Origin of the sequence: Streptomyces sp. NPDC057253, from assembly GCF_042669125.1 — a bacterium.
GTDB lineage: Bacteria > Actinomycetota > Actinomycetes > Streptomycetales > Streptomycetaceae > Streptomyces.
Map to the genome: position 1 here is coordinate 12793 of NZ_JBHUXV010000068.1, position 25418 is coordinate 38210.

Consider the following 25418-nt stretch of genomic DNA (forward strand, 5'->3'; position numbering starts at 1 on the left):
GTTTCCGTACGGACCGCCGGGTACTCGGCCACAGCCCGCCGTACGTGGACCCGCCGGAGGTACCCCCCATGCCCGATTACGGCTATTTCCTGTCGTGCGAGGAGTTCGGACCCGCTGAGCTGGTCGAACAGGCGCGAATGGCCGAACAGGCCGGTTTCCGCGCGCTGTGGATCTCCGACCACTACCACCCGTGGAACGACGCGCAGGGCCAGAGCCCGTTCGTCTGGTCGGTGATCGGCGCGCTCTCGGAGGCGGTGTCGCTGCCCATCGAGACGGCCGTGACCTGCCCGACCGTGCGCATCCACCCGGCGGTGGTGGCGCAGGCCGCGGCGACCTCAGCGGTGATGACGAACGGCCGCTTCCGGCTCGGCGTCGGCTCCGGCGAGGCCCTGAACGAGCACATCCTCGGCCATGTCTGGCCGCCCGCGCACATCCGGCTGGAGATGCTGGAGGAGTCGATCCAGGTGATGCGGCGCCTGTTCACGGGCGAGGAGGTCAACCACCACGGCACGCACTACACGGTGGAGAACGCCCGCCTCTACACCGTCCCCGACGAGCCCGTCCCGATCGACATCTCCGGCTTCGGCCCGGCGGCCACGGCGCTGGCGTCCCGGGTCGGCGACGGCTACATCACGATGATGCCGGACGAGTCGATGGTGGAGCAGTACCGCAAGGGCGGCGGGGCCGGGAAGCCGGTGAGCGGCGGCACCAAGGTCTGCTATGGCACGGACCGCGGGGAGTGCGTCCGTACGGTCCGCAAGCTGTGGTTCAACCAGTTCCTGCCCGGCGAGATGGGCCAGATCCTGCCCTCACCCCGCCACTTCGAGCAGCTGGAGCCGCTGGTCACCGAGGACATGGTGACCGAGAAGGCGGTGTGCGGGGACGACGTGGACGAGCACGTGTCCGCGCTGAGCGCCTTCGCCGACGCGGGCTTCGACCGGATCTACGTGAACCAGATCGGCCCCGACCAGCGCGGCTTCTTCGACTTCTACCGCACGAAGGTGCTGCCGCAGCTCCAGCAGGGCTGAGCGGCCGGACCCGCCGTCGACCGGGTCAGCCCCGACGGCGTACCCGGGAGGACACCGCGACGCCCAGCGCTCCGGCCGCGGCCGCCATGAGGCCCATGCCCATGCGGCCGCGGTTGCGGGAGACCCAGTCCTGGGGGCTGCGGCGCAGGGCCTCCTCGTCGAAGCGGCCGTGTGCGCCGTAGTCCCGCCCGTGCGGTCCGTCCGCGGGCGCCCACAGGTTCCCGGGGCCGCCGTGCTCCCCTGGTTCCTGCTGCGCCTCGACGTTGGTGCGGGCGAGGTAGCGGTCCAGGAGCCCCGGCGCGACCGCGTTGGCGACGAGGGTCGCGGCCGTGGAACCGCCGACCCAGTACTCGCGGCGCCTGGCGTGCGAGGCCGCGTGCACGACGGCGCGGGCGGCGACCTCCGGCTGGTAGACCGGCGCCACCGGACGGGCCCGACCGGGCATCCGGTTCAACACCCAGTCGAACTGGGGGGTGTTGAGCCCCGGCAGCTGCACCATCGTCGTACGGACGCCGCTGCCCGAGTGGAGCAGCTCGCAGCGCAGGGACTCGTTGAACCCCTGGATCGCGTGCTTGGCCCCGCAGTACGCCGACTGGAGCGGGATGCCCCGGTAGGCCAGCGCGGAGCCGACCTGCACGATCGTGCCGCGGTCGCGGGGCTGCATGTGCCGCAGGGCGGCCCGGGTGCCGAACACGTAGCCCAGGTAGGTCACTTCGGTGACCCGCCGGAACTCGTCGGGGGTGATCTCGGTGAACGGCGCGAAGACACCGGTGAAGGCGTTGTTGACCCATACGTCGATGTGCCCGAAGGCGTCGACGACCTTCTGGGCCGCGTCCTCGACGGCCTTCGCGTCGGACACGTCGACGCTCACGACGAGCGCCTCACCCCCGGCCCGTGTCACTTCGTCGGCGGCCGCGGCGAGGCCTTCGTGTCCACGGGCCAGGAGGGCGACCCGGGCGCCGCGCTCGGCGAAGGCCCGGGCCGTGGCCCGTCCCACCCCGCCGCTGGCTCCGGTCACCACGACGACCTTGCCGTGCCTCACGCGCGATTCCTCCCATGGGTCGTACCCCGGGCGTTACGCCCGGTGATGCGGCTGCTCGGGGTCGGTACCGGCCCGCGTCGGCGCGGCGCCGGGCTCCGGCGTGCTCGTCGCTCCGGGCGCCACCGGCGGCATGGGCGGGTACGGCGTGCCGAGCCCGGTCGGCGGGGCGGCCACCGGCGCGGTGCTCCCGGCGGCCTGACCGGCCCCGACGCCCGCGCCGGCCGGGTGCCCCCCGGCCGTCGGCCGGTTGGGCCTGGCCGCGCCGCGCAGCAGATAGGCCACGGCGCCCAGGATGGCGGCGGTGATCAGTGCGGCGGCCCAGTCGGGCAGCCCGAGGGCGAGGGCGAGGCCCACGGCGAGTGCCAGGGCGGCGCCCGCGTACAGGGCGACGGCGCCGGACGCGGCGTACAGCATGGCCGTACGGCGCTGCTTGCGCGTCTGTTCGCGCAGTTCCTCGCGTACGGTCTCGCGTGCCACCTGCGCCAGCTCGTCGACCAGATGCTTGTCCAGATGCTCCAGGTGATCCAAGCGCTCCATGGCCGCCGGGTACCCGTACAGGCGTACGCATAACGCCCGGTCCGGGGCCGCCTGGGCGGCGCCGGGGGCCGGGTCGGGAGGATCGCGTGAAACGATCTCCTCGGCCCGGTCGCCCGAACTAGGCTCGGGCGCATGGAGATTCTGGGAACCACGCTGCGCGTCTGCGTCGACGACCTGGACAGCGCGGTCGTCTTCTACGAACGGCTCGCGGGCGCCACGGCCCTCCGTTTCGAGCGCGGCGGCGTCCAGGTGGCCGCGGTGGGCTGCTTCCTGCTGATGAGCGGGCCGGAGGCGGAGCTGGAGGTGCTGCGCAAGGTCGCGGCGACCATCGCGGTGAAGGACGTCGACGAGGCCCGCCGGCTCCTCGACGAACTCGGCGCGCGGATCATCGCGGGCCCGGTGCCGACCCCGGTGGGCCGCAACCTGATCGCGATGCACCCGGACGGCGTGGTGTACGAGTACGTGGACCGCAACGTCACTTGACCCGGAAGGCGTCCACGACGATGTCGGTCAGCAGTGCGCCCGCTGTGCCGTCGGGGTCCAGATCGGGGTCGTAGATGGTGATGTTGAGCCCGACGCAGGCCGGGGAGGCGAGCAACGGCCCCAGGAGAGCCGTGAGTTCATTCGGCAGCAGGCCGTCCGGGTCGGGGCTGTCGACGGCGGGCATCACGGACGGGTCGAGGGAGTCGGCGTCGAGGTGCACCCAGAAGCCGTCGATCTCCGGGATCTCGAAGGCCTGCGCGGTGGCCCGGGCGAGCGCGTCGGCCCCCCACTCGCGGAGGTCCCCGACGGTCACCACCGGGATCTTCAGCGCGGCGAGTTCGGCGCGGTCCTCCTCGAACGCGTCCCGGATCCCGAAGAACCGCACGTCCTCGTCCCGCAGATAGGGCTTCAGCCCCTCCAGGTCCGTCAGGTCGTCCTGTCCGCGCCCGGTGGCCAGGGCGACCTCCTCGCCGCCCGCCGCGCCGATCCGGTCGGAGTTGCCGGTGTGCCGGAAGTCGGGCGAGGCGTCGATCGCGACCAGGCCGTAGCGTCCGACGCGGCGCAGGGCGAGCGAGGCGCCGAGCTGGATGGAGCAGTCGCCGCCGAGGACCACGGGGAAGTCCCCGGCCCGCACATGACGCTCGACGCGGTCGGCCAGCTTCACGGTGTACGCGGCGATGGCGGCGGCGTTGAAGACCCCGTCGCCCTCCTGCCAGTCCCCGCGGTCGTAGCGCGGCGGTACGACCACCCCGCCCTCCAGCGCGTGCAGCCGCTGCACGATCCGCTGCTCCCGCAGGGCCCCGGCGAGCTTGTGACAGCCGGGGACGGTACCGGGGGCGGGCGGACGCAGACCGAGGTTGGAGGGGGCGTCCAGCACGACGATATTCCGCATGCGGATCATCCTCGCCGACGTACCCTCGACCGTCCACGGAGATACACGAGGGAGCGACAGTGAGTGAGCAGCACACCTACCGGGTGATCGTGCGCGGGACCTGGGACGGGCTCACCGAAGAAGCCCGGACCCGGCTCCTGGCCGAGGCGGCGGACCACGGCATGGCGAGCATGCGGTTCTCCGAGACGGGCTCGCTGTCGTACGAGCCGGCGCCGCTGAAGCACTTCTCGATGCGGTACGTGGTGGTCTCCGACCCGGCGGACGGCGAGGAGATGGCGGGCGCGATAGCCGAGGACCGTGCGGAGACGGCCCTGCGCGGCCTCGGCTACGGCTTCCGTGACCTGAGGTCGACGGTCACGGACCTCGACACCATGAAGATCAACCGGAAGTCCGCATCTCGGCGGTGATCGCCCAGCGCTCGTGGTCCCGCCAGTCCCCGTCGATCCAGATCATCTTCGGGGAGAACCCCTCGAGCCGGAAGCCGCAGCTGCGGGCGAGGGCGAGGGAGGCGGTGTTCCGGGGCTGTGCGTTGATCTCCAGCCGGTGCAGCCGCATGGGCCCGAAGGCGTGGTCGATCACGAGGTTCAGCCCCTCGCGCATCAGGCCCCGCCCGGCGGCGTGCGCGAAGGCGCCGTAGCCGAGGGCCCCGCTCCGGAAGCCGCCCTCCACGATGTTGTTGATGTTGATGTACCCGGCGATGGCCCCCTCGCCCCGCTCGCCGGCCTTCTCGCAGACCAGGAAGCCCGCCTTGGTCCGGTCCTCGATGAGCCGGCCCGCGTAGGCGAGGTACGCGCTCTCGCTGTCCGGCGGGAACAGCCAGGGCTGGTGCAGTTCCTTGCTCTCCCGGGCCCGGGCGGTGAACTCGGCGGCGTCCTCGTAGGTGAAGTGTCGTATGCCCACGCGGGGGCCTTCGGCGAGATAGCGCGAAACGGTGTGCGGCATCCCGTCACCTTAGGTCAGCAACTCACCGCAAGGCGGGTTCGTCGAGGGTCAGCGTTCCCGCGTCGGCGTCGAGTTCGGCGGTGACTCCGAAGGGCATGGTCAACGCCCCCTCGCAGTGGCCGAACCCGAATTCCTCGACGACCGGCACGCCGAGGCCGCCGAGCCGGTCGGCGAGGACCGTGCGCAGGACGTCGTAAGGGCCGCAGCCCGCCCAGGAGCCGAGCACGATTCCCTGGACGCCGTCCAGCCAGCCGCTGCGCAGGAGCTGCGTCAGCAGGCGGTCGACACGGTACGGCTGCTCCCCCACGTCCTCGATCAGCAGCAGTCCGTCCCGTGCGCCGGGGCGGGCGTGCCGGGTGCCGAGGTCGGTGGCCAGGAGGCTGAGGCAGCCGCCGAGCGTGACGCCGCGGGCCCGGCCGGGGACCAGGGCGGGGCCCCGGGAGGTCAGGGTGCGGACCGTCTCCGGGGCGAACAGGGTGGCCCGCAGGTGTTCCTGGGCGACGGTGTTCTTGACGAAGTCGACACCGGCCGCGGCCGGCCCGTACAGGGTGGCCAGGCCGAGGCGGGTGGCGAAGGCCTGGTGGAGCGTGGTGACGTCGCTGAAGCCCACGAACACCTTCGGCCCGGCGGCCCGCATCGCCTCCCAGTCGAGCAGGTCGACCATCCGCTGGGCGCCGTAGCCGCCCCGGGCGCACAGCACCGCGTCCACGGCGGGGTCGCACCAGGCCCGCTGGAGGTCGGCGGCGCGGTCGGCGTCGGATCCGGCGAGGTAGCCCAACTCGCCGTGACCGGCGAGGACATGCGGGGCGACCACCGGGTCGAGGTCCCAGCCGCGCAGGATGTCCAGCCCGGCCTGGAGCCGCTCCTCCGCGACGGGACCGCTCGGCGCGACCACGGCCACGCGGGCGCCGGGGCCGAGCCGGGACGGCCGTACGAGTGCGGTCACTTGGTGAGCTCCAGAGTCGGTACGCCGGGCGGGTTCAGCCCGAACACCTGGGCGTAGAGGGAGAGTTCGGACTCCAGTGCCCGGATCATCGTGTCGGCCCGCCGGAATCCGTGCCCCTCCCCCTCGAAGGCGAGGTAGGCGTGCGGCACCTGCCGCCCGGCGATCCTCTCCAGGAACCGCTCGCACTGCGCGGGCGGGCAGATCACGTCGTCCAGGCCCTGGAGCAGCAGGAAGGGCGCGGTGACCCGGTCCGCGTGCTCGACGGGCGAGCGTTCCGCGTACCGGCCGGGAACCTCGGCGAGCGGTCCGACCAGGCTCTCCAGGTACTGCGACTCGAAGTCGTGGGTCTCCCCCGTGCCCCAGCCGGCCAGGTCGAGGATCGGGTAGACGATCGTGCCGCAGGCGTAGACGTCGGTCGTGGTGAGCGAGGCGGCCGCGGTCCAGCCGCCCGCGCTGCCGCCCCGGATGGCGAGCCGGTCGCGGTCGGCGGTGCCCTCCTCGGCGAGGGCGAGCGCGACGGCCGCGCAGTCCTCGACGTCGACCACGCCCCACTGCTCGCGCAGCCGGTTGCGGTACTCCCGCCCGTACCCGGTCGAGCCGCCGTAGTTGACCTCGGCGACGCCGATGCCGCGCGAGGTGAAGTAGGCGATCGACAGGTCGAGGACGAGGGGCGCGTGCCCGGTCGGTCCGCCGTGCGCCCAGACGACGTAGGGCGGCAGCTCGTCGCCGGGCGCCAGGTACCCGGGCCGGTGCGGCGGGTAGACGTGGGCGTGGATGTCCCGGCCGTCCGGTCCGGTGAAGGTGCGGATCAGGGGCTCGGGGTAGTAGGCCGGGTCGACGGGGTCGTCGTGCTCGGCGCCGATCACCCGGGCGCGGCCGGTGGAGGCGTCCAGTTCGACGACCTCGTAGGCGGTGCGCGGGCTGGCTCCGACGGCGACGACCCGTTCGCCGTGCACCGCGAGAGTGGGCGCGAACTCGGTCCAGGGTCCGGCCGCGTCGACGAGTTCGCCGGTCTCCGGGTCCAGGATCCCGAGGGCGGTCGATCCGCTTCCGTGCACCACGGCGATCAGGCCGCTGTCGAGCGGGGCGAACCAGCGGTGGCCGAGCTTCCACAGGGGGCCGCCGAACTCCTCCTCGCGCGGGCAGAGTTGCTCGCCGTCGCGGTAGAGGTTCCACCAGCCGGTGCGGTCGCTCGTGTACAGGAGCCGGCCGTCGGGCGACCAGTCGGCCTGCGCGATGGACTCCTCAGGACCGCCGGCCACCGTGCGGGGCTCCCGCAGCGTGCCCTCGTGGACCTCGGCGACGATCAGCTCGGTGCCGTCCCAGGGCATCCGCGGGTGGTCCCAGGCGAGCCAGGCCGCACGCGAGCCGTCCGGCGAGAGGCGGGGCCCGGTGACGAACCGGTGCCGGTCGTCGGTGAGTTCGCGTACGGCGTCCCGGTCCTGCGCGGCCGAGCCGTCGAGCGGTACGGCGGCGAGGACCCGGCGCACGTCGGTGGGCCCGTCGCCGGTGAACTCCTCCAGGACGCACCACACTTCGCCGAGGTCCAGCCGCAACCGCGGCTCCACCCAGCGCAGTCCGCCGCCCACCGGGGAAACCGGCGTGAGGGGCACCGGCTCGCCGCCGGGCGCGTACCGGTACAGCCGCTGGTCGGCGAAGTGCACGAACACGACGAGCGGTTCACCCGCCACGACCGCACCGGCCCAGGGGTGACCGCCGTACTCGATGACCCTGCTGCGCACGTTCCACGGCGCGGGCAGCACCGACTCCTCGGTGCCGTCGGCGCGTCTGCGCACCAGGGTGCGGCGGCCGCCCTCGGCGGGGCGGGGTTCGGTCCACCAAACCTCGTCCCCGACGAAGCCGAGCCATTCGGGGTGTCCGTCGTGCGCGGCGGCGAGGGCCGCGTCGATGGGCGAGGGCCAGGAACCGTATGGCGATGTCTGCACGTTCTCCCCCACTCGCTCAGGCCGTCCGCAGGAAACGGTCGAGTACCCGTACGCCGAAGTGCAGCGCCTCGACGGGGACGCGTTCGTCGACCCCGTGGAAGAGGGCCTGGTAGTCGAAGCCCTCCGGGAGCTTCAGCGGCGCGAACCCGTAGCCGGTGATGCCGAGGCGGGAGAACTGCTTGGCGTCCGTGCCGCCGGACATGCAGTACGGCACCACGTGCCCCTCGGGCGCGAACTCCTCGACGGCGGCCCGCATCCGGGCGTACGTCGGCGAGTCGACCGGCGCCTGGAGGGCGACCTCGCGATGGGCGAACTCCCAGTTCACGTCAGGGCCGGTGAGCCTGTCCAGAGTCGCGCGGAACTCGTCCTCGCCGCCGGGCAGATACCGGCCGTCGACGTAGGCCACCGCCTCCCCCGGGATCACGTTGAGCTTGTAACCGGCGTCCAGCATGGTCGGGTTGGTGCTGTTGCGCACGGTCGCCTCGACCAGCTTGGCGGCCGGGCCGAGCTTGTCCAGGAGCGCGTCCACGTCGGTGAGGTCGGTCTCGATGCCGTAGAGCGCGGCGAGTTCGGTGAGGGCCGCGCGGACGGTCGGGGTGAGCCTGAGCGGCCACTCGTGCTCGCCAATGCGGGTCACGGCGGCGGCGAGCCGGGTGACCGCGTTCTCCTTGTTGACCTTGGAGCCGTGTCCGGCACGGCCCCGCGCGGTCAACTTCAGCCAGCCGGTGCCGCGTTCACCGGCCGCGACGGGGTAGATCTGCCGCCCGGCGCCGTCGTGGAAGGTGAACGCCCCCGACTCGCTGATCCCCTCGGTGCAGCCCTCGAAGAGCTCCGGGTGCTCGTCGGCCAGGAACCCGGAGCCGTCCTCGGCGCTGGCCTCCTCGTCGGCGGTGAACGCGACCACGAGGTCCCGCCGGGGCCGTACGCCCTGCCGGGCCCAGGCCCGCACCACGGCCAGGATCATCGCGTCCATGTTCTTCATGTCGACCGCGCCGCGCCCCCACACGACCCCGTCACGGATCTCCCCGGAGAAGGGGTGCACGCTCCAGTCGGCGGCCTCGGCGGGCACCACGTCCAGATGACCGTGGACGAGCAGCGCGTCCGCCGACGGGTCGCTGCCCTCGATCCGGGCGACGACGTTCGTACGGCCCTTGACGCGCTCCAGCATCAGGGGCTCCAGGCCCGCCCCGGCCAGCTGCTCGGCCGCGTACTCGGCGGCGGGCCGCTCCTGGCAGTCGCCGCCGCCCCGGTTGGTGGTGTCGATGCGGATGAGGTCGGAGGTGAACCGGACGACCTCGTCCAGTGCCTGCTGGTCAGCCATACTGCTCCTCCACGGCGGCCGAGACGATGGTGGTGACCGCCTTGAAGGTACGGATTCCCGCGTACATGGTCTCGCTCGTGTACGCCACCTTCCGCACTCCGATCCGCTCGACGCCCGGCACCACGGTGGCGGCCATGGCGAGGTGCTCGGCGTCGAACTCGACGGCGATCGTGAACGGGCCCGCCTGCACGGGTTCCTGACGGACCGCCAGCCGCGCCGCCTCCTTGGCCGCGGCCCGGATGTCGGCGGCGGTGCGGGCCGGGGTCCGGCACACGGCGGCGTAGCGGGAGACGTGGTCCTTGACGGCGACCTTCAGCGCCCCGGGCGCGTAGCCGAGGGCGTCCTCGCAGGCCACGTCGTCGCCCGTGACGAGGACGACCGGGACGCCGTACTCGGCCACCACGTGCGCGTTGAGGTGCCCCTCGCTCGCGGGGACGTCGTTCAGCCAGACCCCGGTGATGGAGTTGGCGAGGTAGGTGTGGGCGAGGACGCCCTCTTGACCCGCGCCCGCGTGGTAGCCGACGAACGCGATGCCGTCGACGTCGCCGTGCTGCACGCCCTCGACCATGGACAGCGACTTGTGCCGCCCGGTGAGCATCTCGGTGCGTTCGTCGAGCCGCTCCAGGAGCAGGTTGCGCATGGTCCAGTGGGCCTCGTTGACGACGACCTCGTCGGCGCCCCCGTCGAAGAAGCCCAGCACGGCCGCGTTCACGTCCGAGGTGAACAGGGACCGGCACCGCTCCCACTGCGGTGTCCCCGGCAGCACGTCGGCCGGCCAGGTCACGCCGGTGGCGCCCTCCATGTCGGCGCTGATCAGGATCTTCATAGTGCGCCACGTTACGCGGCGCGGAGGTTTACGTCGCGCTCGAGTGGTCAGGCGAGCCGCATGCCGCTCACCCCCGCCGCACAGGCAACTCATGGAAGACGCGTATCCTCCCTCGCGGGTTCCACAGGAGACGGACAGGGAGCAGCGTGAGCGACACCGCACAGCCCGTGCAGCCGGCACGACGGACGACGGCGACGCCCACGGCGACCGCCGCGCCGGGCGCCCCGGCCGGCCGCCCGAAGCAGCGCGACGCGTTCTTCGACAACGCCAAGTACCTGGCGATCGTGCTGGTCGCGATGGGCCACGCCTGGGAGCCGCTGCGCTCCGACAGCCGGGCCGTCACCGCGCTCTACACGATCGTCTACGCCTTCCACATGCCGGCGTTCATCATCGTCTCGGGCTACTTCTCCCGCACCTTCGACGCGAGCCCCGCGAAGATCAAGCGTCTGATCACCGGGGTCGTCGTCCCGTATGTCGTGTTCGAGACGGCGTACACCCTTTTCACCCGGTGGTCCGACGGTGTCCCGGACCGCCCGATCAGTCTGCTCGACCCGCTGTACCTGACGTGGTTCCTGGCCGCGCTGTTCATCTGGCGGCTGACCACGCCGATCTGGCGCAGCGTGCGGTGGCCGCTGCCGATCGCGCTCGCGATCGCCGCGCTCGCCACCCTGAGCCCGTCGATCGGCAACGACCTCGACCTCCAGCGCACCCTTCAGTTCCTGCCGTACTTCGTGCTCGGCCTGTGCCTGCGCCCCGAGCACTTCTCGCTGGTGCGGCAGTGGCGGGTACGGCTGCTCGCGCTCCCGGTGTTCGCGGCCGCGCTGGTGTTCTCCTACTGGGCGGTGCCGCGCATGGACTACGCGTGGTTCTTCCACCGCGACGCCGCCGAGCACTTCGGGGTGCCCGACTGGTACGGCCCGCTGATGACGCTGGCCCTCTTCGGCTGCTCGCTGGTCCTGGTGGCCTGCTTCCTGTCCTGGGTGCCGGGGCGCCGGATGTGGTTCACGGCCCTGGGCGCGGGCACGCTGTACGGCTATCTGCTGCACGGTTTCGTCGTCCAGGCCGGCAACCACTTCGACTGGGCGGCCCACCGCTGGCCGCACACCCCGCTCGGCGAGATCGCCGTCACCCTGGTCGCCGGGGCCGTGGTGACCGCGCTGTGCACCGCGCCGGTGCGGCGGGTCTTCCGGTGCGTGATGGAACCGCGCATGGAGTGGGCGTTCCGCAGGACCGAGCCCGCGGCGGGCGGGGTGCCGGCTCAGAGGCGCGGATAGGGCGCTGTCACGCGTCGCGCCCCACCACCCACCACTTCGAGGGCAGCTCGATCCGGGTGCCGTCGGCCCGGTACTCCGTGGTGATCAGGGGCAGTTGACCGCTCGCCACGATCGTCAGCCCGGCCGCCCCGAGGTACACGGGCACCGCGTCGTCGGCCACCTCGCCGGGCGCGATGCCGTGCTGGAAGACGGGTGCCAGCTTGGCGGGCGGCCCGTCGGCGCTCTGCGCGAGTCCGACGAGAACGGGCTTGGCGGCCTCGGACAGCTCGACGAGGAAGGCCCTGCCGCGCTCCCCGACGAGGGTGGCGATCCCGTCCACCATCTGCTGGCGGTCCTCGGGGGCGGCCTGGTGCAGCACGCCCCGCATGTACACGTTGGTGTCCCCGAGTTCGGCGTGCAGGCTCTCCTGCTCGCCCTTGTCCGAGGCGTCCAGCTGCCGGTAGGTCACCTGCTCACCGGGATCGGCGTCCCGCGCGCGGTCCAGGGCCGCGGCCGACAGGTCGACCCCGATCACCCGGGTGAAGTGGGCGGCGAGAAAGCGGCTCTGTGTGCCGTTCCCGCAGCCCAGGTCCACGAGCGGCAGCCCTGGATCGATCAGCAGCGGCTCGAAGTGGGCGAGATGGACCCCGGAGGTCAACACCGGCTCCGCGTCCCAGAAAACAGCCCCCTGCCGCCCCGGAGCCTCCCGCCAGAACCCCTCCCAGGACTCCCGGTACCGACCCGTCACGCTCATGCCCAACTCCCCAGGATGTGACACAAACCCGCCACACTTGGCGGGCCAGTACGGTGTATCGCGCCGGGGTCACGCGAACAAGCGCATGGCGCATTCCTTCACTGTGCGTTCGAGAAACGCGCGCCCCCCGGACCGATCAGCGGCGTGGCAGGGTCAGTTCGAACCACACGGTCTTCCCCGCCTTCGTCCGGCTCGCACCCCACTCACGCGCCAGGGTGCTCACCACCCGCAGTCCCCGCCCCTGCTCGTCGGCCGGCCCGGCACTGAGCAGGTTGGGCAGGTCGTGGTCGTCGTCGTCCACCTCGCACAGCAGTGTGTCCCCGCGCACCAACCGCAGCTCGACGGGGTGCCGATGGGAGTGCCGTACGGCATTGGTGACCAGCTCGCTCACCATCAGCTCGGCGCCGTCGGCCAGTTTCGCCAGCCCCCAGTCATGGAGCTGCTCCCGCACCACGGCCCGGGCCCGTCCCACCTCGGCGGGATCGAGCGGGAACCGCCACTCGGCGACGTCGTCCGGTGCGATGCCGTTGAGCCGGGCCATCAGCAGCGCCACGTCGTCCTTGCGCCCGCCGCGGGTGTTCAGCGCCCGGATGATCGCGTCGCAGGCGTCGTCCATGGAGGCGGCCGGATGCGCCGCGGACTCGGTGAGCGTGGCGAGCCCCACCCCGATGTCCTCGCCGCGCACCTCCACCAGACCGTCGGTGCACATCAGCAGCCGGTCACCGGGCTCCACGCGCACGCGTACCGCCTCGAAGGGCACCCCGCCGACGCCGATGGGCGCACCGGTGGGCAGGTCGAGCAGCTCGCTGCGCCCGTCCGAGGCCCGCACGACCACCGGCGGGATGTGTCCCGCGTTGGCGATCGCCAGCTCGCTCGCGATCGGGTCGTAGACGGCGTAGAGGCAGGTCGCGAGGTAGCTGTCCCCGAGCCGCTGGGCGAGGTCGTCGAGGTTGCGCAGCAGCTGGGCGGGCGGCAGGTCGAGCGCGGCCATGGTCTGGACGGCCGTGCGCAACTGGCCCATCATCGCGGCCGAGTTGAGCCCGTGCCCCATGACGTCGCCGACGACCAGGGCGGTGCGCGCGCCGGGCAGCTTGACGGAGTCGAACCAGTCGCCGCCGACGCGTCCGAGGAGGGTGCCCGGGAGATAGCGGGTGGCGATGTCGCAGCCCGCCATGCGCGGCGGGATGTGCGGCAGCATGCTGTCCTGGAGGGTCTCGGCGACGGACTCCTGGAAGGTGTACATGCGCGCGTTGTCGAGCACGAGGCCCGCGCGGGCGGCGAGTTCGGCGCCGGTGACCCGGTCCATGTCGTTGAACTCGACGCGCTCGGGGTGCCGTAGCAGGATCATGAACCCGAGGACCACATTGCGGGCCTTGAGCGGGACGACGAGCATGGAGCGGCCGGTGATCAGCGGCCGGATGTCCCGCTTCTCGAACTGCGAGGCGATGGCGTGGCCCATCTGCTCGCTGATGCGCGGCACCAGGACCGGCTCGCCGCTGGTCATGCACTGGAAGAACGGGGTGTGCGCGGGGAACGGCATGGCCTCGCCGACCGGCACCACGTCGTCCCAGCGGCCGGGTTCGTCGGTGTGTTCGAGGGCCACCCGGTGCCACATGGTGGTCGTGTCCGGCACGCCGTCGGGGAAGCCCTCGCCGGCCACGACCTGTTCGCGCAGATAGGTGCCGGCGACGTCGGTGAAGCGGGGCACGACCGCCTTGCTGACCTCGACGATGGTGCGGGACAGGTCGAGGGAGGTGCCGATCTTCCCGCTGACCTCGTTGAGGAACTCCAGGCGCTCACGCACGGCGACGTACTCGAGGTCCTCGCCCTCGTCCAGCTGGTCCTGCGGCAGGGGCAGGCCTTCCGCGACCGCCCTGGCCGCCCGCTCGCGGCGGGCCTTGCGCTCGGCGCGCCGGGGCACGCCCCAGTCGGGGGTGACGGGCACCCGGTCGTTCTGGCTGAACTCCAGCACCGGATAGCCCAGTTCGAGGATCTGCGCGACGATGCGGGCGCTTTCGCCGACGCTCATGCTCGGCAGGATCTCGGGGAGCCGGCGGGCCAGTTCGTCGGCGCCGGGGAAGTCGGTGTGCAGGGCGAAGGCGGGCGCGATCCGCTCGACGGCCACGGCGCCGTCGTCCAGGTCGAGGTCCTGGTGGAGTCCGTCCGCGTCGGCGGCGAGGACCAGCAGCCGCTCCTCGCCGGGGCCCACCAGGGGGTAGGCCCACCACAGCACGTCGGCGCGGTCCGCCCCCTGGACGGTGAGGCGGGCGCGGCCCGCGGCCGGGTAGGACAGGCCGCCGTCGAGGGACGACTCCAGGTCGGGTCCCAGTCCGTCGTAGGCCGCGTACCCGCCGTAGCTGCGCCGGTCCTCGGCGTCGGGAAGCGCTCCGGAGACGGGCAGCAGGTCGGCGGCCGGGCGGCCGATGGCCTGCTCCTTGGTCACGCCGAACAGGCGCCCCGCGCCCCGGCTCCAGTGGGACACCAGACCGACGCGGTCCACCACGACCACGGCCAGCGGGACACGTCCGGCCGCGGCGTGGCCGTCCGCCGCGCCGTTCCCAGCTCCGCGGCTGGGAGGTGCGCCCCTCTCGGTGCCACGGTCCATGGCCCTGGCCCTCTCTCCGCAAGATCTGTGCCGCCTGCTCCACCGTACGGCGCCGGTCGGTCACGGTGTGCGGCAATGCGGGAATTGGTCCGGTCCGCTCACCCCGGCGCGCGCCCCCGCGCTGACGTCCCGTCAGTCCTCGTGCCCCAGCTGGACGTCCCGTTCCAGGTGGCCCCCTCCGGCCATCCGCAGGACGGTGGCGACCGGCGGATATCCGGCGGCGATCACGGTGTACTCGCCGGCGGCGAGGTCGGCGAAGCGGAAGGTGCCGTCGGGCCCGGTGGTGAGGGTGTCCACGACATTGCCGGCCGCGTCGAGGAGCGTCACGCGCGCGTCCTCGACGGGCCGTCCCCCGCCGGCCCGCACGGTGCCGCGCAGCAGGGCCCCGCCCGTGAGCTCGACGTCCTGGCGGGTCTCCCGGGCGGCCCGCAGGGTGACGGGGAGCGCGGCGGGGCGGAACCCGGACGCGCCGGCGGCCAGGGTGTACTCCCCGGCGGGCAGTTCGGTGACGACATAGGTGCCCTCGGGCCCGCTGCGGGTGGTGGCGACGACCTCGCCGCGCGCGTCGGTGAGGGTGACGGCGGCGTCGGGCACGGGGGTGCCGTCGGCGGTCCGCACCCGGCCCGTCAGCCGGCCGGCGGCGCCGCCGAGCACGATGTCGAGTTCGACCGGCCGCTCGCCGACGGTCACCGAGACCGCCTGCGGCTGGTGGCCGCCGGCGGCGGCGATCAGGACGTACGACCCCGCTGCCGGCGCCGACAGCCCGTACCGCCCGTCCTCGCCACCGGCGCCCCGCCCGATCTGCGCCCCGGCCATGTCGATGAGGGTGAGGGCGGCCCCCGGCACGGCGGTCCCGTCGGAGTGCCGGACGGTGCCGTGCACGGGAAGGCGGTCGGAGTGGGGCGAGCGCGCCTGCGGGACCGGGGTGGTCTCCACCTCGGGGGCGTGGTGCGGCATCAGCGGTTTCTCCTTGAGGAAGAAGGCGATGAGCAGGCCGAGGACGAGGACCGGCACCAGGTAGAGGAAGATCCTCGGCATCGCGTCGGCGTAGGCCCGGATGTAGCCGTCGCGCAGCGCCGGGGGCAGGGCGTGGACGAGCTGCGGGGTGAGGGACTCGGGGTCGGGCAGCCCGGTGCCGGTGGGCAGTTCACCGGTGAGCGCGTCGGCGAGCCGGTGGGCGAAGAGGGTGCCGAAGACCGCCGCTCCGACGCTGCCGCCGATCTGCCGGAAGTAGTTGTTGGCGCTGGTGGCGGTGCCGAGGTCGGCGGGGCGGACCGAGTTCTGCACGGCGAGGACCAGCACCGGCATCACCATGCCGATCCCGGCGCCGAGCACGGCCGTCCAGAGGCTGTAGTGCAGCCGGGGTGTGTCGGCTTCGAGGTGGGACAGCAGCCACATGCCGAGGGCGGAGAGGGCACTGCCGAGGACGGGCCAGATCTTGTAGCGGCCGGTGTGGCTGATGAGCTGTCCGCAGACGACGGAGGCGCCCACGATTCCGGCCATCATGGGCAGCATCAGCAGCCCGGACTCGGTGGCGCTCACGCCGTCGACCATCTGGAGGAAGGTCGGCAGATAGCCGGCCGCACCGAAGAGCGCGACGCCGATCACCAGGCCCACCAGGCCGGTGACGTTGAAGACGGAGTCCCTGAACAGCCGGAGCGGGATGAGGGGTTCGACGGCGAAGTGCTCGGCCACGAGGAAGAGCGCCGCGGAGGCGGCCGCTCCGGCGCCGAGTCCGAGGACGACCCGGGAGTCCCAGGCGTACTCGGTGCCGCCCCAACTGGTCAGCAGGACAAGGCAGGTGGAGGCGGTGGCGAGCAGGAGCGTGCCGAGGACGTCGAAGCGGGGCCTGGCGGTGGGCCTCGGGAGCCTGAGGACGGCGGTGACGACGGCGAGGGTGACCAGGCCGAAGGGCACGTTGACGTAGAAGCACCAGCGCCAGGAGAGGTGGTCGGTGAAGTAGCCGCCGAGCAGCGGGCCGGCGACGGAGGCGAGTCCGAAGGCGGCGCCGATCAGGCCCATGAAGCGACCGCGGCGCCGGGGCGGCACGATGTCGGCGATGATCGCCTGCACACCGATCATGAGGCCGCCCGCGCCGACGCCCTGGACCGCGCGGAAGGCGATCAGCTGGTCCATCGTGGCGGCCCGTCCGGCGAGCGCCGAGCCGATGACGAAGACCACGATCGCGAACTGGAAGAGGCCCTTGCGGCCGAGCAGGTCGCCGAGCTTGCCGTAGACCGGCAGTCCGACGGTGGCGGTGAGCAGGTAGGCGGTGATCGCCCAGGACATGCGGTCCAGGCCGTGCAGCTCACCGACGATCCTCGGGAGCGCGGTGGCGACGATCATCTGCTCCAGCGCCGCGAGGAGCAGCGCGAGCATCAGTCCGAAGAAGACCAACCGCACCCGGCGCGGCCCGAGTTCGACGGCCGGGACCGGAGCCGCCGGGGGCGCTTCGACCCGTTCCTCGTACGCCGGAGTCGTCACGCCCACCTGCCGCTCCCCTCGTCACGCCTGTCACGCAATTCCCGCTTTGAGCGACAACTACGAACAAGCGCGACGAGTTACGACAGATCAGTGCGCCGGCCGGAGATCCACTCGATCCGGTGACCGAGATCAACATCCGCCGGGCGCGGGGAACTTACTTCTCGACCTCGGCGGCGAGCCGGTCGAGGAGGGCGTCGTAGATCCTGCCGAGGCCCTTGGGCGCGAAGGTCTTCTCGAAGAAGCCGCCGATGCCGCCGGCGCCGTCCCAGGTGGTGGTCACGACGACGCGGGACTTGCCCTCGCCGGCCGGGGTGACCCGCCAGGTGGTGACCATGGAGGAGTTGCGGTCCTTCTCGACGAGCTCGCCGTCGGTGGGCTCGGTGACCTCCAGGAGGCAGTCCCGGATCCGCTTGCTGGTGGCCTGGAGCTTCCAGTGGACGAGGGTGCCCTCGCCGTCGCCGCCCTCGCGCACCTCGTACTCGCTGAACTGCTCGGGCAGCACCTTGCCGCGGGTGCCGCTGTAGTCGGCGACGGCGTCGAACACCTTCTCCGCGTCCGCCGCGACGATCCGCTCCGTAGTGGCCTCGACCTGCGCCATCGACTTCCTCCAGGACTTCAAGTTCTCGGGGTCGGGGCAAGCCAACCACCCCGGCCCACGGCCTCCCAAATCGGGGTTGCACAGAAAATCGAACAAGTGTTTCACTCGAAGGGCAGTGCTACCGAGGAGGCCTCATGCGCTGGGAGAACCTCACCGAGTCCACGGAACACGGACGGGCCGACGCCGCCCTGTTCGGCGCCGACGCGGTGGTCAGCCGTACCTTCGACACACCCGAGTTCGCCGGGATCACGTTCCACGAGATCCGGGCCCGCTCGATCATCAACCGGGTGCCGGGCGCCTCCCGCATGCCCTTCGAGTGGACGGTCAACCCCTACCGGGGCTGCACACACGCGTGCGTGTACTGCTTCGCCCGCAAGACCCACAGCTATCTGGACCTGGACACCGGCCTCGGCTTCGACTCGCAGATCGTGGTCAAGGTGAACGCGCCCGAGCTGCTGCGCCGCCAGCTGGGCTCGCGCCGCTGGACGGGCGATCACATAGCCATGGGCACCAACGTGGACTGCTACCAGCGCGCGGAGGGCCGCTACCGGCTGATGCCGGGCATCCTCGGCGCCCTGCGCGACCACGCCAACCCCTTCTCGATCCTGACCAAGGGCACGCTGATCCTGCGCGACCTGGACGTGCTCAAGCAGGCGGCCGAGGTGACGGACGTCGGCATCTCGGTCTCGGTCGGCTTCACCGACCGCGAGCTGTGGCGGACCGTGGAGCCGGGCACCCCGGCGCCGGAGCGGCGCCTGGACGTCGTACGGACCCTGGGCGAGCACGGCATCGGGTGCGGGGTGCTGATGGCGCCGGTGATCCCGTTCCTGGGCGACAGTCCGGCACAGCTGCGGGCCACCGTGCGCGCGATCGCCGCCGCGGGGGCCACCTCGGTCACCCCGCTGGTGCTGCACCTGCGGCCGGGCGCCAGGGAGTGGTTCATGGCCTGGCTGAACCGGGAGCACCCGTACCTGGTACGCCGATATGAGCGGCTCTACGCGGACGGCGCCTACGCCCCGAAGTGGTACCAGCGCCGGATCACCCGTCAGGTCCACGAGCTGGCCCAGGAGTACGGCATCGGTCCCGCGGGCGCGGGGATGCCGCGGCGGATCCGGGAGCCGGAACCCGAGGTCGAGCCGGTGTCCGAACCGACCCAACTCACGTTGATCTGAGAGCGTTCGAGCGCATCATTCGGCCCAATCGGGTCAAGTATTGCCAGAACACGTTCTTCCGGGCGGGCTTTCCGGGACGATGCCGCGTGGACCGTGACCCTCGCGGCCCGAAACCCTCCGTCCTGGGAGGACTTCATGAGAAAACGCGCAGCCGTGCTGTGCGGCGCCGCGGTCGTCGTGGCCGGGACCTTCACCGCGGTCCCCGCCGAGGCCGGCACCCCACAGCCCCCGCAGACCGCCCGGCTCACCTGGAAGAAGTGCGGCACCACCGACTACCCGACGCTCCAGTGCGCGTCCCTCAAGGTGCCGCTCGACCACGCGAACCCGCACGGGCGGCAGATCACCCTCGCGCTGTCCCGCGTCCCGCACACCGCGAAGAAGTACCAGGGACCGCTGCTGGTCAACCCCGGCGGCCCCGGCGGCAGCGGTCTGACCCTCGCCGGGTTCGTCGCCGGGAGCCTGCCCAAGGCGGTCGCGGCCCAGTACGACGTCATCGGCTTCGACCCGCGCGGCGTCGGCCGGAGCAAACCCGCCCTCGACTGCGATCCGGGCTACTTCAACCCGGTGCGCCCGGACTCCGTGCCGAGCACCCCCGCGATCGAGAAGGCCAACCTCAAGCGCGTCAAGGCCTTCGCCGCCGCGTGCGGCCGCAAGTACGCGAGTGTGCTGCCGTACATCAACACCCTCGACGCCGTACGCGACATGGACTCCATCCGGCAGGCGCTCGGCGCCCGGCGGATCAACTACTTCGGCTACTCGTACGGCACCTATCTGGGAGCGGTCTACGCCAAGCTCTTCCCGCACCAGGTGCGCCGCCTGGTCCTCGACTCGATCGTGGACCCGACCGGCGTCTGGTACGAGGACAACCTCGGCCAGGACTACGCCTTCAACGACCGGCACCGCGCCCTGATGGCCTGGATCGCGAAGTACGACTCCACGTACAAGCTCGGCACCGACCCGGAGCGGATCGAGGCCAAGTGGTACGCCATGCGGGCGGCCCTCGCCAAGAAGCCCGCGGGCGGCAAGGTGGGCGCCTCCGAGCTGGAGGACACCTTCATCCCGGGCGGCTACTACAACGGCTACTGGCCCTATCTGGCCGAAGCGTTCTCGGCGTACGTGAACAAGAAGAACGCCGACCCGCTGGTGGAGGCGTACGAGAACTTCGCCGCCGTGGACGCCTCCGGTGACAACGGCTACAGCATCTACACCTCGGTGCAGTGCCGTGACGCCTCCTGGCCGCGCGACTGGCGGCAGTGGCAGAAGGACAACTGGGACGTGTACGAGAAGGCGCCGTTCATGGCCTGGAGCAACGCCTGGTACAACGCGCCGTGCGCGTTCTGGCCGACGGACTCGCTGAAGCCGGTGAACGTCGCCAACGGCAAGCTGCCGCCGACGCTGCTCTTCCAGGCGACGAACGACGCGGCCACCCCGTACCAGGGCGGCGCGACCGTCCACCGCCTGCTGGCCGGCTCCAGCCTCGTCGTCGAGCAGGGCGGCGGGAACCACGGCATCACGCTGAGCGGCAACGCGTGCCTGGACAAGTACCTGGCCGCGTATCTGACCGACGGCAGGGTGCCGCGCGGTCACGGCGAGGCCGACGCGGTGTGCAAGGCACTGCCCGACCCGAAGCCGCTGACCGCCAAGGCGGCGTCGACGTCCTCGCGGGGCGCGGCACTGCACGGGCTGCTCGGCTTCCGCGGCTGAGCGCCTGACGCTCCGTCGGGGACGGCGTTGTCAGTGGCGTGGTCCACCATGGACCCATGAGCGAGCTGACCAGGATCCCCGCCCCCGACGGGGTCGCCCCCGCGGCCCAGTACTCCCACGTGGTGCTGGGCCGCGGCCGTTTCGTCGCGATCTCCGGCCAGGTGCCGCTCGACGAGGACGGCAGGCTGGTCGGCGAGGGGGATCCCGGGGCCCAGGCCCGCCAGGTCTTCGAGAACCTCCGCCGCTGCCTCGCCGCCGCCGGGGCAACCTTCGACGACGTCGTCAAGCTCACCTACTTCGTCACGGACCTGGCCGCCATGCCGGCCCTGCGGGCGGCCCGCGCCGAGCACATACCCGACGACCGCCTGCCGGCGGCCTCGGCGGTGCGGGTGGCGGGGCTGGTGCGGCCGGAGTTCCTGATGGAGGTCGAGGCGTTCGCGGTGCTGGCCGGATAATTCGGGGGCCGGGGAGGGCGGGCGCGCCTAGGGTGCGGTCATGGACGACCCTCTCCTCATCCGCGAGATGACCCTCGCCGACTGCGACCGTGTCTCGGAGATCCGGATCCGGGGTTGGCAGAGCGCGTACCGGGGTCTCATGCCACAGCCGTTCCTCGACGCGCTCAGCGTGACGCAGGACGCCGAGCGCCGCCGTGCCCGGTTCCGGCAGGGCGGGGGCAGCGCGGTGGACCTCGTCGCCGAGCAGGACGGCGAGATCCTCGGCTGGGCCTGCCACGGCCCGTACCGCGATGGTGAACTGCGCACCGAGGACGCCGAGTTGTACGCGATCTATGTGGACGCCCAGCGCTTCCGCGGCGGCGTCGGGCACGCCCTGCTCCGAGAGTCCGTACGCCGCTGCACGACCGCCGGACACCCCCGCATGCTCCTGTGGGTCCTCGAGGGCAACACCCGCGCCCGACGCTTCTACGAACGCCACGGCTTTCGGGCCGACGGCACCGAGGAGCCCTATGAGGTGGACGGGGTCCCCGTACCGGAGGTGCGGTACACGAAGGACCTGTCCCTCTGACACCTCACCTGGGGCGAGGGATCCGCGCCAGCGCATGCACCGCCGCCTCCGCCAGCGCCGGATGCGCCAGGGCCTCGTTCAGCACCGGTCTGGCCCGGGTGTCGGCCAGGGTGCCGAGGCCCTCCACGCAGGCGAGCGCCACCCGCCGGTACGGGTCGTGCGGGCGCAGCCGGCGTTCCAGCGTGGTGATCAGCGCGGGCACCGACTCGGGGGCGCGCAGTTGGGCGAGCAGCCGGACCGGGTGCAGGGCGTAGGCGACCCGGAGTTCATTGGTGGCGAGGGCGGCGGCCGCGCGGGCGGTGCGCGGGTCTCCCAGGCGGGCCAGCGCGTACGCGGCGGCGGCACAGCGCGGCGGGTCGCGGTGGTTGAGCAGCAGGACGAGCGCCTCGAAGGCCCGGCGGTCCCCGGCCAGTCCGAGCCGGAACGCGGCCAGTTCCCGGGCCCACAGCGGCTGTCCGGGCGCGGTGAGCACTCCGGCCAGCTCGTCGAGGTCCTCGGTCGCCACCAGTCGGTCCAGGGCGGCCGACGCGCCCGCCTCCTGCCGTAAGCGCTCCGTGAGCGATCGCAACTCCTCGTCCATGAACCCGAGGTTAGGGGGCCCGCCCGAGGCGCGGGACGTACATCACAAATCCGGGGGCTGGCGCGCTCGTTACCCACCGGTTAAGCTCAGACGAGCGAGTTACCCACTCGCGGAACTCCTTGCGGTGGCCTGGTGACGCAGCCGCCGCGAGCGCAGTCGGTTCGGTACCTCGGGTACCACCAGTACGACCCGGCCTGGGGACAGGGCCGGTCGGCTTCCCCCGTCCTCCGGGCCTGTGCAGTGCCCGCGACGACGGCCCGGGCGTGTGCGCCAGCAGCCCGGAACACCCGCATTCCGCAGTTCCTCAACGCACCCGGTGCGCCCTAGGCGTACCGGGTCGCGCTCCCAGTCGTCACCCTCATTCCTGGAGTTCCGCGATGGCCACTCCCCTGTCCGACCCCTCCCTGTCCCCGCTCCGGACGATCGCCGTCGTCGGCCTCGGCACCATGGGCACCGGCATCGCCGAGGTCCTCGCCCGGGCCGGCCGCGAGGTCGTCGGCATCGACATCAGCGAGGCGCAGGCCGCCAAGGCCCTCGCCGCCCTGGAGACCGCGACCGCCCGTGCCGTGGAGCGCGGCCGGCTCACCGAGCAGGAGCGCGCGGACGCCCTCGCCCGTGTCCGCACCTCCACCGACCTGCGTGCGGCGGCCGACGCCGACCTCGTCATCGAGGTGGCTCCGGAGTCGTACGAGATCAAGCACCAGATCTTCCGTGAGCTGGACGGGATCGTGCGCCCGGAGACGATCCTCGCGACCGGCACCAACGCCCTGTCCGTGACCCGCCTGGCCGCCGACTCGGCCCGCCCGGAACGCGTCCTGGGTCTGCACTTCTTCAACCCGGCGCCCGCGATGAAGCTGGTCGAGGTCGTCTCCTCGGTGCTCACCGCCCCGGCGGCCGTCACCGCGGTCACCGACCTCGCCCTCGACCTCGGCAAGGAGCCCGTCGCGGTCGGCGACCGGCCCGGATTCGTGGCGGACGGGCTGCTGTTCGGCTACCTCAACCAGGCGGCCGCGATGTACGAGGCGAAGTACGCCTCCCGCGAGGACATCGACGCGGCGATGCGGCTCGGCTGCGGTCTGCCGATGGGCCCCCTGGCCCTGCTGGACCTGATCGGCATCGACACCGCGCGCACGGTCCTGGAGGCCATGTACGCCGAGTCCCACGACCGGCTGCACGCCCCCGCGCCGATCCTCAAGCAGCTCAGCGAGGCGGGTCTGACCGGCCGTAAGTCGGGACGCGGTTTCTACACGTATGAGGCCCCGGGCGGCGCGACGGTCGTGCGGGACGCGCTGACGCCCCTGGAGAGCTCCGAGAAGGCCGCGGGCCGCGAGATCCGCTCGGTCGGGGTCGCCGGTTCCGGGACCATGGCCTCCGGGATCGCCGAGGTCTTCGCCAAGGCCGGCTACGAGGTCGTCCTCGCCGCCCGCAGCGAGGAGAAGGCGCAGACCGCCAAGGCCCGTATCGGCAAGTCGCTTTCGCGCTCCGTCGACAAGGGCCGGATGACCGCCGAGGCGGCCGCCCAGACCCTGGACCGGATCACCCCGGCGGGCTCCTACGAGTCCTTCGCGGACGTCGACCTGGCCGTCGAGGCCGTCGCCGAGGACCTGGAGATCAAGCAGCAGCTGTTCGCCGCGCTGGACAAGGTCTGCAAGCCGGGCGCGGTCCTGGCCACCACGACCTCCTCGCTGCCCGTCGTCGCCTGCGCCCGCGCCACCTCGCGCCCGCAGGACGTGATCGGCATGCACTTCTTCAACCCGGCGCCCGCGATGAAGCTGGTCGAGGTCGTCCGCACGGTCCTGACGGCCGAGGACGTCCACGCGACGGTCCGCGAGGTCTGCGTCCGGATCAAGAAGCACGCGGTGGACTGCGGGGACCGGGCGGGCTTCATCGTGAACGCCCTGCTGTTCCCCTACCTCAACAACGCGATCAAGATGGTGCAGGAGCACTACGCGTCGCTCGACGACATCGACGCGGCGATGAAGCTGGGCGGCGGCTACCCGATGGGGCCCTTCGAGCTCCTGGACGTCGTCGGGCTCGATGTCTCGCTCGCGATCGAGAAGGTCCTGCACCGGGAGTTCCGCGACCCGGGCCTGGCCCCGGCCCCGCTCCTGGAGCACCTGGTGGCCGCGGGCTGCCTCGGCCGCAAGACCGGCCGTGGCTTCCGCGAATATGCCCGCCGCTGAGCAGGCCGGCGACTGGTTCGGCGGCGGGGAGGACTGGGGCGGGCTGCTCGACCCCGGGGGTCATCCCCCGCCGCCCTGGGCGGGCGGCTCCTCGTCGGCCCGGGGCGGGACAAACCCCGGACACGCGCACCAACCTGCATACATGCAGTACGTTCGGGGCATGCCCCAGCCCGCCAAGTCGTCCCGTACACCAGCCACTCCCGACGCACCGGAGAGTGCCGCCGGCAGTCGCGCGGCCGCCCAGCGGCTCAAGATGCGCCGCGAACTGGCGGCCGCCGCGATGGAGCTGTTCTCCACCAAGGGGTACGAGGCGACCACCGTCGACGAGATCGCGGCCGCGGCCGGGGTCGCGCGCCGCACCTTCTTCCGCCACTTCCGTTCCAAGGAAGAGGCGATCTTCCCCGACCACGACGACACCCTGATCCGCGCGGAGGCGGTGCTCAACGCGGCCCCGGCGCACGAGCATCCGCTCGACACGGTGTGCCGCGGCATCAAGGAAGTCATGAAGATGTACGCGGCCCGGCCGGAGATCTCGGTCGCCCGCTACAAGCTGACACGCGAGGTGCCGACGCTGCGGGAGGCGGAGATCGCGTCGGTGGCCCGCTACGAGCGGCTGTTCACGCGCTATCTGCTCGGGCACTTCGACGAGCACGCCCATGACGACGACGCGAACGACGACCCCCTGCTGGCCGAGGTCGCCGCGTCCGCCGTGGTCACGGCCCACAACCACGTGCTGCGGCGGTGGCTGCGGGCCGGGGGGCAGGGGGACGTGGAGGCACAGCTGGACCACGCCTTCGCGATCGTGCGGAAGACCTTCGGGACGGGCATCGGGGCGGGCCGCACCACGAGCGCCCAGCCGGCGACCGCCGCGACGGTCTCCACCCAGGGCGAGGTCCTGGTCGCCCTCGCCCGCACCGACGCACCGCTGGACGAGGTCATGCGCACCATCGAACAGGCGCTCAAGGAACGCTGAACGGTTCTTCGCCGCTGTGACGACGGCCACCCTTCGGGGTGGCCGTTTTGCCATGTCAGAGACCCTTTTCGGGCACCTTTCAACGGCCGTTCGATCGATCATCGCTCATTTGTTACGTAAAGATTT

Annotated in this window: 23 protein-coding genes; 10 read left to right on the forward strand and 13 right to left on the reverse strand. The window is 72.2% G+C overall.

The annotated features are described in order from the left end of the window. Nucleotides 1-68: 68 nt before the first annotated feature. Nucleotides 69-1028: an LLM class F420-dependent oxidoreductase gene (locus ACFULQ_RS30545; protein WP_383550092.1), complete on the forward strand. Its 960-nt coding sequence runs from the start codon at nucleotides 69-71 to the stop codon at nucleotides 1026-1028. A 25-nt stretch (nucleotides 1029-1053) separates the two neighbouring features. Here the strand turns inward: ACFULQ_RS30545 and ACFULQ_RS30550 are convergent, their stop codons facing one another. Both ACFULQ_RS30550 and ACFULQ_RS30555 read right to left on the reverse strand, forming a co-directional pair. Continuing rightward, complete coding sequence (locus tag ACFULQ_RS30550) at nucleotides 1054-2070, reverse strand: SDR family oxidoreductase (protein WP_383550095.1); 1017 nt, start codon at nucleotides 2068-2070, stop codon at nucleotides 1054-1056. A gap of 33 nt (nucleotides 2071-2103) precedes the next feature. Further along, complete coding sequence (locus tag ACFULQ_RS30555) at nucleotides 2104-2607, reverse strand: phage holin family protein (RefSeq protein WP_383550097.1); 504 nt, start codon at nucleotides 2605-2607, stop codon at nucleotides 2104-2106. A gap of 132 nt (nucleotides 2608-2739) precedes the next feature. Here ACFULQ_RS30555 and ACFULQ_RS30560 point away from each other — a divergent pair, with 132 nt between their 5' ends. Beyond that, nucleotides 2740-3090, forward strand: coding sequence for a VOC family protein (locus ACFULQ_RS30560; protein WP_020133328.1), 351 nt, complete (start codon nucleotides 2740-2742; stop codon nucleotides 3088-3090). Here ACFULQ_RS30560 and ACFULQ_RS30565 read toward each other — a convergent pair. Next, a complete protein-coding gene (locus ACFULQ_RS30565) occupies nucleotides 3083-3982 on the reverse strand; it encodes an arginase family protein (RefSeq protein ID WP_383550100.1) in 900 nt (299 codons plus the stop codon). The two genes, ACFULQ_RS30560 and ACFULQ_RS30565, sit on opposite strands and share 8 nt — an antisense overlap. Before the next feature lie 59 nt (nucleotides 3983-4041). Here ACFULQ_RS30565 and ACFULQ_RS30570 point away from each other — a divergent pair, with 59 nt between their 5' ends. Continuing rightward, a complete protein-coding gene (locus ACFULQ_RS30570) occupies nucleotides 4042-4389 on the forward strand; it encodes a DUF6204 family protein (RefSeq protein ID WP_383550103.1) in 348 nt (115 codons plus the stop codon). On the opposite strand, the gene ACFULQ_RS30575 is transcribed toward ACFULQ_RS30570, so the two are convergent. From ACFULQ_RS30575 to ACFULQ_RS30595, 5 genes are read right to left on the reverse strand one after another with little or no spacing between them, the layout of a single operon-like run. Continuing rightward, nucleotides 4361-4924 (reverse strand): GNAT family N-acetyltransferase, encoded by a 564-nt coding sequence (locus ACFULQ_RS30575; RefSeq protein ID WP_383550105.1) that lies wholly within the window; start codon nucleotides 4922-4924, stop codon nucleotides 4361-4363. The two genes, ACFULQ_RS30570 and ACFULQ_RS30575, sit on opposite strands and share 29 nt — an antisense overlap. Nucleotides 4925-4946: 22 nt before the next feature. Further along, entirely contained in the window at nucleotides 4947-5870 is a 924-nt protein-coding gene (locus tag ACFULQ_RS30580; protein ID WP_383550108.1) for an LD-carboxypeptidase, read from the reverse strand. After that, nucleotides 5867-7816 carry an LpqB family beta-propeller domain-containing protein gene (locus ACFULQ_RS30585; RefSeq protein ID WP_383550111.1) on the reverse strand — a complete coding sequence of 650 codons (1950 nt, stop codon included), beginning with the start codon at nucleotides 7814-7816 and terminating at the stop codon, nucleotides 5867-5869. Before ACFULQ_RS30585 ends, ACFULQ_RS30580 begins: the two co-directional genes overlap by 4 nt. A gap of 16 nt (nucleotides 7817-7832) precedes the next feature. After that, nucleotides 7833-9137: a M20/M25/M40 family metallo-hydrolase gene (locus tag ACFULQ_RS30590; RefSeq protein ID WP_383550114.1), complete on the reverse strand. Its 1305-nt coding sequence runs from the start codon at nucleotides 9135-9137 to the stop codon at nucleotides 7833-7835. After that, nucleotides 9130-9963: a M55 family metallopeptidase gene (locus tag ACFULQ_RS30595; RefSeq protein WP_383550116.1), complete on the reverse strand. Its 834-nt coding sequence runs from the start codon at nucleotides 9961-9963 to the stop codon at nucleotides 9130-9132. Before ACFULQ_RS30595 ends, ACFULQ_RS30590 begins: the two co-directional genes overlap by 8 nt. A gap of 146 nt (nucleotides 9964-10109) precedes the next feature. Here ACFULQ_RS30595 and ACFULQ_RS30600 point away from each other — a divergent pair, with 146 nt between their 5' ends. Further along, on the forward strand, nucleotides 10110-11237 hold the full coding sequence (locus ACFULQ_RS30600) for an acyltransferase family protein (protein WP_383550119.1): 1128 nt from the start codon (nucleotides 10110-10112) through the stop codon (nucleotides 11235-11237). 7 nt (nucleotides 11238-11244) lie between these two features. Here the strand turns inward: ACFULQ_RS30600 and ACFULQ_RS30605 are convergent, their stop codons facing one another. The 4 genes from ACFULQ_RS30605 to ACFULQ_RS30620 form a co-directional block, all read right to left on the reverse strand. Further along, the gene (locus ACFULQ_RS30605; protein ID WP_383550122.1) at nucleotides 11245-11970 is read right to left on the reverse strand and encodes a class I SAM-dependent methyltransferase; all 726 of its coding nucleotides are present in this window, start codon (nucleotides 11968-11970) and stop codon (nucleotides 11245-11247) included. Between the two features lie 136 nt (nucleotides 11971-12106). Continuing rightward, a complete protein-coding gene (locus ACFULQ_RS30610; protein WP_383550125.1) occupies nucleotides 12107-14575 on the reverse strand; it encodes a SpoIIE family protein phosphatase in 2469 nt (822 codons plus the stop codon). A gap of 132 nt (nucleotides 14576-14707) precedes the next feature. Then, nucleotides 14708-17065 carry an MFS transporter gene (locus ACFULQ_RS30615; protein ID WP_383550128.1) on the reverse strand — a complete coding sequence of 786 codons (2358 nt, stop codon included), beginning with the start codon at nucleotides 17063-17065 and terminating at the stop codon, nucleotides 14708-14710. A 148-nt stretch (nucleotides 17066-17213) separates the two neighbouring features. Continuing rightward, nucleotides 17214-17657 (reverse strand): SRPBCC family protein, encoded by a 444-nt coding sequence (locus ACFULQ_RS30620; RefSeq protein ID WP_020133342.1) that lies wholly within the window; start codon nucleotides 17655-17657, stop codon nucleotides 17214-17216. Nucleotides 17658-17791: 134 nt separating this feature from the next. On the opposite strand from ACFULQ_RS30620, the gene ACFULQ_RS30625 reads away from it, so the two are divergent. The 4 genes from ACFULQ_RS30625 to ACFULQ_RS30640 all read left to right on the forward strand — a co-directional run bounded on the left by ACFULQ_RS30625 (nucleotide 17792) and on the right by ACFULQ_RS30640 (nucleotide 21556). Next, nucleotides 17792-18829 carry an Rv2578c family radical SAM protein gene (locus ACFULQ_RS30625; RefSeq protein ID WP_383550131.1) on the forward strand — a complete coding sequence of 346 codons (1038 nt, stop codon included), beginning with the start codon at nucleotides 17792-17794 and terminating at the stop codon, nucleotides 18827-18829. Nucleotides 18830-18964: 135 nt separating this feature from the next. Beyond that, nucleotides 18965-20533, forward strand: a complete 1569-nt coding sequence (locus ACFULQ_RS30630) for an alpha/beta hydrolase (protein ID WP_383550134.1) — start codon at nucleotides 18965-18967, stop codon at nucleotides 20531-20533. A 56-nt stretch (nucleotides 20534-20589) separates the two neighbouring features. Continuing rightward, complete coding sequence (locus ACFULQ_RS30635; RefSeq protein ID WP_383550137.1) at nucleotides 20590-20988, forward strand: RidA family protein; 399 nt, start codon at nucleotides 20590-20592, stop codon at nucleotides 20986-20988. Between the two features lie 40 nt (nucleotides 20989-21028). Further along, nucleotides 21029-21556, forward strand: coding sequence for a GNAT family N-acetyltransferase (locus ACFULQ_RS30640; RefSeq protein WP_383550140.1), 528 nt, complete (start codon nucleotides 21029-21031; stop codon nucleotides 21554-21556). Nucleotides 21557-21560: 4 nt separating this feature from the next. On the opposite strand, the gene ACFULQ_RS30645 is transcribed toward ACFULQ_RS30640, so the two are convergent. After that, complete coding sequence (locus ACFULQ_RS30645; RefSeq protein ID WP_383550143.1) at nucleotides 21561-22136, reverse strand: adenylosuccinate lyase; 576 nt, start codon at nucleotides 22134-22136, stop codon at nucleotides 21561-21563. Between the two features lie 377 nt (nucleotides 22137-22513). On the opposite strand from ACFULQ_RS30645, the gene ACFULQ_RS30650 reads away from it, so the two are divergent. Both ACFULQ_RS30650 and ACFULQ_RS30655 read left to right on the forward strand, forming a co-directional pair. Then, a complete protein-coding gene (locus tag ACFULQ_RS30650; RefSeq protein ID WP_383550146.1) occupies nucleotides 22514-24319 on the forward strand; it encodes a 3-hydroxyacyl-CoA dehydrogenase family protein in 1806 nt (601 codons plus the stop codon). A gap of 160 nt (nucleotides 24320-24479) precedes the next feature. Further along, complete coding sequence (locus ACFULQ_RS30655; RefSeq protein ID WP_383550149.1) at nucleotides 24480-25292, forward strand: TetR family transcriptional regulator; 813 nt, start codon at nucleotides 24480-24482, stop codon at nucleotides 25290-25292. The last annotated feature ends 126 nt before the right edge of the window (nucleotides 25293-25418 follow it).

Coding starts and splice junctions, on each gene's coding strand:
- ACFULQ_RS30575 (WP_383550105.1), bottom strand. CDS start 4,924: ATGCCGCACACCGTTTCGCGCTATCTCGCCGAAGGCCCCCGCGTGGGC.
- ACFULQ_RS30630 (WP_383550134.1), top strand. CDS start 18,965: ATGAGAAAACGCGCAGCCGTGCTGTGCGGCGCCGCGGTCGTCGTGGCC.
- ACFULQ_RS30590 (WP_383550114.1), bottom strand. CDS start 9,137: ATGGCTGACCAGCAGGCACTGGACGAGGTCGTCCGGTTCACCTCCGAC.
- ACFULQ_RS30565 (WP_383550100.1), bottom strand. CDS start 3,982: ATGCGGAATATCGTCGTGCTGGACGCCCCCTCCAACCTCGGTCTGCGT.
- ACFULQ_RS30605 (WP_383550122.1), bottom strand. CDS start 11,970: ATGAGCGTGACGGGTCGGTACCGGGAGTCCTGGGAGGGGTTCTGGCGG.
- ACFULQ_RS30645 (WP_383550143.1), bottom strand. CDS start 22,136: ATGGACGAGGAGTTGCGATCGCTCACGGAGCGCTTACGGCAGGAGGCG.
- ACFULQ_RS30650 (WP_383550146.1), top strand. CDS start 22,514: ATGGCCACTCCCCTGTCCGACCCCTCCCTGTCCCCGCTCCGGACGATC.
- ACFULQ_RS30640 (WP_383550140.1), top strand. CDS start 21,029: ATGGACGACCCTCTCCTCATCCGCGAGATGACCCTCGCCGACTGCGAC.
- ACFULQ_RS30545 (WP_383550092.1), top strand. CDS start 69: ATGCCCGATTACGGCTATTTCCTGTCGTGCGAGGAGTTCGGACCCGCT.
- ACFULQ_RS30655 (WP_383550149.1), top strand. CDS start 24,480: ATGCCCCAGCCCGCCAAGTCGTCCCGTACACCAGCCACTCCCGACGCA.
- ACFULQ_RS30560 (WP_020133328.1), top strand. CDS start 2,740: ATGGAGATTCTGGGAACCACGCTGCGCGTCTGCGTCGACGACCTGGAC.
- ACFULQ_RS30555 (WP_383550097.1), bottom strand. CDS start 2,607: ATGGAGCGCTTGGATCACCTGGAGCATCTGGACAAGCATCTGGTCGAC.
- ACFULQ_RS30620 (WP_020133342.1), bottom strand. CDS start 17,657: ATGGCGCAGGTCGAGGCCACTACGGAGCGGATCGTCGCGGCGGACGCG.
- ACFULQ_RS30625 (WP_383550131.1), top strand. CDS start 17,792: ATGCGCTGGGAGAACCTCACCGAGTCCACGGAACACGGACGGGCCGAC.
- ACFULQ_RS30595 (WP_383550116.1), bottom strand. CDS start 9,963: ATGAAGATCCTGATCAGCGCCGACATGGAGGGCGCCACCGGCGTGACC.
- ACFULQ_RS30610 (WP_383550125.1), bottom strand. CDS start 14,575: ATGGACCGTGGCACCGAGAGGGGCGCACCTCCCAGCCGCGGAGCTGGG.
- ACFULQ_RS30635 (WP_383550137.1), top strand. CDS start 20,590: ATGAGCGAGCTGACCAGGATCCCCGCCCCCGACGGGGTCGCCCCCGCG.